Genomic DNA, 4,601 nt, shown 5'->3' with positions numbered 1-4,601 from the left:
GACAGGGCCTGGTCACGACCGTTTGGCTGTCGGCGCTGTCCTTTGTCGGCGCGCTCATCGTCGGCATCGTGCTGTGCGCCATGAATCTGCAGCGCGGCTGGCTGTTTCGCGCCCCGGCCAAGGCCTATATCGATGCGGTGCGTGCCACGCCCTTGCTGGCGCAGCTCTATTTTCTTTATTTCGGCCTGCCCCGGCTCGGCTTCGTTCTGCCGGAACTCGTCGTCGGCATCCTCGCGTTGTCGCTGAACAGCGGCGCCTATATCGCTGAAATCATTCGCGCCGGCATCCTGTCGATCCCGCGCGGCCAGGTCGAGGCCAGCGTCGCTTCGGGCATGACCTATGTCCAGCGCATGCGCCTTGTCGTCCTGCCGCAAGCCTTCAAGGTGACGATCCCGCCGCTGCTCGGCCAGGCGATCGTGCTGGTCAAGGATTCCGCCCTTTTGTCGCTGATCTCGGTTTCGGAACTGACACGCGCCGGTCAATTGCTCGCCTCCGACCGCTTCATGCCGGCGGAAGGCTTCCTCACCATCGCCGCCTTCTATCTGCTGCTCTATTACGGCCTGAAAGGACTGGCTGGGCTCTCCAGCCGCTGGCTCGGCACAGCGGGGGCGCGGACATGATCTGGCAACAACTGCAAAGCCTCGCCGGCTCCTATCCACTGGCCCTGCGCGGCCTCGGCATGACCGTGTTGCTGTCGCTGATCAGCCTGGTGCTCGGCACGCTGCTCGGCTTCGCCCTCGGCATCCTGCGGACCGGCGGCAACCGTCTGATCTCGGGTTTGATCGGGGCCTGGGTCGACCTGATCCGCGGCACGCCGTTCCTGGTGCAGATCTTCCTGATCTTCTTCATCCTGCCTGAGTTCGGCATCGAACTCGATGCCTTCACCGCCGGCATCATCGCGCTGACCAATCTGGCTGCCTGCTTCATCTGCGAGATCGTCGTCGCCGGCATCCGCTCGGTGCCGACAGGCCAGGTCGAGGCGGCACTGGCGTCCGGCCTGTCGCGCTGGCAGCGCATGCGCCAGGTGGTGCTGCCGCAGGCGATGCGCATCGTGCTGCCGCCATTGGTCGGGCAGTATGTGCTGCTGATCAAGGATTCTTCTGTCGTCTCGGCCATCGGATTGACCGACCTCACCCGCGTCGGCTGGCTGGTGGTGCAGCGTGTGCCCAACGGCCTGCTGGTGTTCTTCCTCGTCGGCGTCGGCTATTTCATCGTCTGCTATCCGCTGATCATGCTGGCCCGCCGGCTGGAGCAGCGCATGGGCGCGGCGCATGCCGAGGTGCAGTTGTGACTTCCAACCCCAAAGGTCCAGAAAACATGACCAAAACGGGCCTTGCCAAAACCGGCATGATCGACTTTCGCGGCGTCAACAAATGGTTCGGCTCGCTCAACGTGCTCAAGGACATCACGCTCAGCGTCGAACCGCGCGAAGTGGTCGTCGTCTGCGGCCCGAGCGGCTCGGGCAAAAGCACTCTGATCCGCTGCGTCAACGGCCTGGAGGCGATCAAGGACGGCGATCTCGTCGTCGACGGCCAGCGCCTGGGCGACCCCGCCACCAACATGACCCAGCTGCGCACCGAGATCGGCTTCGTCTTCCAGTCGTTCAACCTCTACCCGCATAAGACGGCACTCGAAAACGTCACGCTCGCCCCCATCCATGTCCGCAAGATCCCGCGTGCCGAAGCCGAAAAGGCCGGCCGCGAATTGCTGGCCAAGGTAGGCCTCGCCGACAAGGTCAATGCCTATCCAGCACAGCTCTCCGGCGGCCAGCAGCAGCGCGTGGCGATCGCGCGTTGCCTCGGCATGCGGCCCAAAATCATGCTGTTCGACGAGCCGACCTCGGCGCTCGATCCCGAGATGATTTCCGAAGTGCTCGACGTCATGGTCGCGGTCGCCGAGGAAGGCATGACCATGATGGTGGTGACGCACGAGATGGGCTTTGCCCGCAAGGTCGCCCAGCGCGTGGTGTTCATGGACGCTGGCGCCATCGTCGAAAGCGGCACGCCCGACGAGTTCTTCTCACACCCCAAGACCGACCGCAGCCGCGCTTTCCTGAGCAAGATTCTGCGGCACTAAAGGCGGGCGGTCAGGTCGCCTCTTCCGCGCTGCCGCCAATCGCAAACGCTGCCGGGCCGCCGCGCCGCCTGAGCAGCGCGATGGCGAGGAAGGCGATGACGCCGCTCGCGGCGACGACCACCAGCACCCACAGGGAATTGGCGACCGATGTCCGCGCCATCATGAAGGCGAGCGCGAACGGCGCAAAGGCCGAGGTGAACTGACGGGCAGCGCTCGCCCATCCCAGCCGCGCGCCATAGCCTTCGCGGCCGAAGAGTTCGAGCGGCAAGGTGCCGCCGACGATGCTGGTGAGGCCGGAGCCGAGGCCGAACAGGAACACGAACACGAAGGCGCCGGGCAGCCATGGCGTGGTCAGCAACAGCGCACACAGCCCGGCCGTGAGCAGTGACGCGGCAATGACGGCAAGGTGCGTCTGCTGCAGCCGCCCGCCAAACAGCATGTTGATCAACCGGCTGGCGACCTGCGCCGGCCCGAACAGGGTCGAGACGAAGAGGCCTGCGGTGCCGAGCCCAAGGGCCGCCGTCAGCGGCACCATGTGGATGAGGATCGCCGACAGCACGAAGCCTTCGGTGGCGAACCCCGCCAGCATCAGCAGGAATGCGGCCCGGCCGCGCCGCGCATCGAGCGGCATTCCCGCTTCATCGGGGGCGGAGCCGCGCTCATGCGGCGTGACCGTTGCGTGGCGACGCGACAGGCGCATCAGCCAGGCGTGGATCGGCAGGCATAGGCCGAGATTGAGAGCGGCGAACAAAAGGTAGACCTCGCGCCATGTGAGATGCGCATGCAGCGCCGAGGTCAGCGGCCAGAACAGGGTAGAGGCAAACCCGGCGATCAGCGTCAGATGGGTGATGCTGCGTTGCGGCCGGGGAACCCCGACCTGCACGATCAACACGAAGGCAGCGCTGTAGAGGACGAAGCTGGAGGCCAGTTCCATCGCCAGCAATCCCAGAACGAAGCTCACGCGGCCGGGTGCGACGGCGCACAGCGCCAGCGCCACAGCCGCCGCGACCGAGCCGACGGTCATGAGGCGGCCGGCGCCGAAGCGGTCGGCCCACCGCCCGGCAGTCGGCGCGAACAGGCTGCCGGCAAACAGCGAGGCCGACAGGGCTGCGAATACCCAGCCTTCCGTGAGCCCGAACTCGCGTGCCATTGCCGGCGCCAGCATCGAGAAGCTGTAATAGAGCGTGCCGTAGCCGATGATCTGGGTCAGCCCAAGCGCCCAGATCGCCTTGCGCAGGACGGACCGGTCAGGCATCGATGCCGGCCGATACGGCTCTTCTCGGCTCGGCATCGGTTGCGCAGCCGCAACCCGATGCGCCGGTTGCCTTGGCGTCCGCATCCCTGACGCAGCAGGCATCGACAGCGGCGGGAGCAGGCCCGCCACAGCAGCCGGCGCTTTCCGATACCGTCGCGACACCGACGGCACTGCACACGCCGGTCTCCGGCAGCACCAGCCGCACCTCGCGGGCCGCGGCATGGTCTCCGGCAATATCGGCCACCACCGAGCGGACCTGCTCGTAGCCGGTCGCCATCAGGAAGGTCGGGGCACGGCCGTAGGATTTCGAGCCGACGATGGTGAAACCGGGTTCGGGATGCGCGAGCTCCGCAATGCCATGCGCGGGAACCGTGCCGCATGAGTGGAAGTTCGGATCGATCAGCGGCGCCAGTGCCGGCGGCGCTTCGACGACGGGATCGAGCGCGATGCGGATTTCGCCGAGGAACGACAGGTCTGGCCTGAAGCCGGTGGTGACGACGATGCGGTCCACGGCCATGCTGAACGGCTTGCCGGCGAGGTGGGCGTCGACGGCAAGCTTCTCGCCTTGCGTCTCGATGCGGTCGACGGCGAAGCCCGTCAGCATGTTCAGCCTGCCGTCCGCCATCGCCTGCCTGGCGGCCAGCCCGAGCGCGCCACGTTCCGGCAACTGGTCGTTCAGCCCGCCGCCGAGCAATCTCTCGATGCTGGCGTGCCGCAGCGCCCAGAAGATTTCGGTGCCAGGCACGCCATCCTGCAACTCCATCAGCGCCAGCGCGACGTTGATGGCCGAGTGCCCGCCGCCGATGACCAGGATGCGCTTGCCCGCATAGTCTTCTCTCGCCTTGCCGACCACGTCGGGAATGCCATAGGCGATGCGTGCCGACGCCTTGCCTTCGCCGGCAACCGGCAGCCCGTCGATGCCGATCGGGTTTGGCCGCCACCATGTTCCGGATGCGTCGATGACGGCGCGTGCGAGAAAGCGGTGCTCACCGCCGCCATCGCGGTAGCGGATGACGAAGGGCGCGTCCTTGCGGCCGTCATTGGCGACCTTGTCGTGCCCCTGACGGGTGATCGCGGTGACCTCGGCGCCGAGCTTCAGATTGGCGGCGATCGCCGGAAGCCGGCCAAGCGGCGCCAGATAGTCGCGCACGATCTCGCCGCCGGTCGGCAGGCCCTGGCTGTCCGGCGCCGTCCAGCCGGAGCGGTCGAGCAGCGCCCGCGCCGCCGCGTCGATGTTGTATTCCCAAGGCGAGAACACCCGCACATGGCC

Annotated in this window: 5 protein-coding genes; 3 read left to right on the top strand and 2 right to left on the bottom strand. The window is 66.7% G+C overall.

Annotation, left to right across the window (positions count from 1 at the left end; translation table 11 throughout):
• The 3 genes from ENZ74_RS22650 to ENZ74_RS22640 all read left to right on the top strand — a co-directional run.
• Positions 1-620 (top strand): amino acid ABC transporter permease (locus ENZ74_RS22650; protein ID WP_164761140.1); only part of this gene is annotated, 620 nt, incomplete at its 5' end.
• On the top strand, positions 617-1,291 hold the full coding sequence (locus ENZ74_RS22645; protein WP_063168655.1) for an amino acid ABC transporter permease: 675 nt from the start codon (positions 617-619) through the stop codon (positions 1,289-1,291). The genes ENZ74_RS22650 and ENZ74_RS22645, both read left to right, overlap by 4 nt.
• Positions 1,292-1,347: 56 nt before the next feature.
• On the top strand, positions 1,348-2,076 hold the full coding sequence (locus ENZ74_RS22640; protein ID WP_024501778.1) for an amino acid ABC transporter ATP-binding protein: 729 nt from the start codon (positions 1,348-1,350) through the stop codon (positions 2,074-2,076).
• A 10-nt stretch (positions 2,077-2,086) separates the two neighbouring features.
• Here ENZ74_RS22640 and arsK read toward each other — a convergent pair whose 3' ends face one another.
• Complete coding sequence (gene arsK, locus ENZ74_RS22635) at positions 2,087-3,331, bottom strand: arsenite efflux MFS transporter ArsK (protein ID WP_063168656.1); 1,245 nt, start codon at positions 3,329-3,331, stop codon at positions 2,087-2,089.
• Positions 3,324-4,601: FAD-dependent oxidoreductase (locus ENZ74_RS22630; protein ID WP_127312999.1), on the bottom strand; the 1,278-nt coding region annotated here is incomplete at its 5' end. The genes ENZ74_RS22630 and arsK, both read right to left, overlap by 8 nt.

It is taken from the genome of Mesorhizobium sp. M7A.F.Ca.CA.002.15.2.1, assembly GCF_003998715.1.
Classification (GTDB): domain Bacteria; phylum Pseudomonadota; class Alphaproteobacteria; order Rhizobiales; family Rhizobiaceae; genus Mesorhizobium; species Mesorhizobium ciceri.
The sequence above is the reverse complement of the archived record's forward strand: the minus strand, read 5'-3'. Positions and strand labels throughout refer to the sequence as shown.

Bases quoted from the DNA above. Each gene is read 5' to 3' on its own strand.
- ENZ74_RS22640 (WP_024501778.1), top strand. From the start codon at position 1,348: ATGATCGACTTTCGCGGCGTCAACAAATGGTTCGGCTCGCTCAACGTG.
- ENZ74_RS22645 (WP_063168655.1), top strand. From the start codon at position 617: ATGATCTGGCAACAACTGCAAAGCCTCGCCGGCTCCTATCCACTGGCC.
- arsK (WP_063168656.1), bottom strand. From the start codon at position 3,331: ATGCCTGACCGGTCCGTCCTGCGCAAGGCGATCTGGGCGCTTGGGCTG.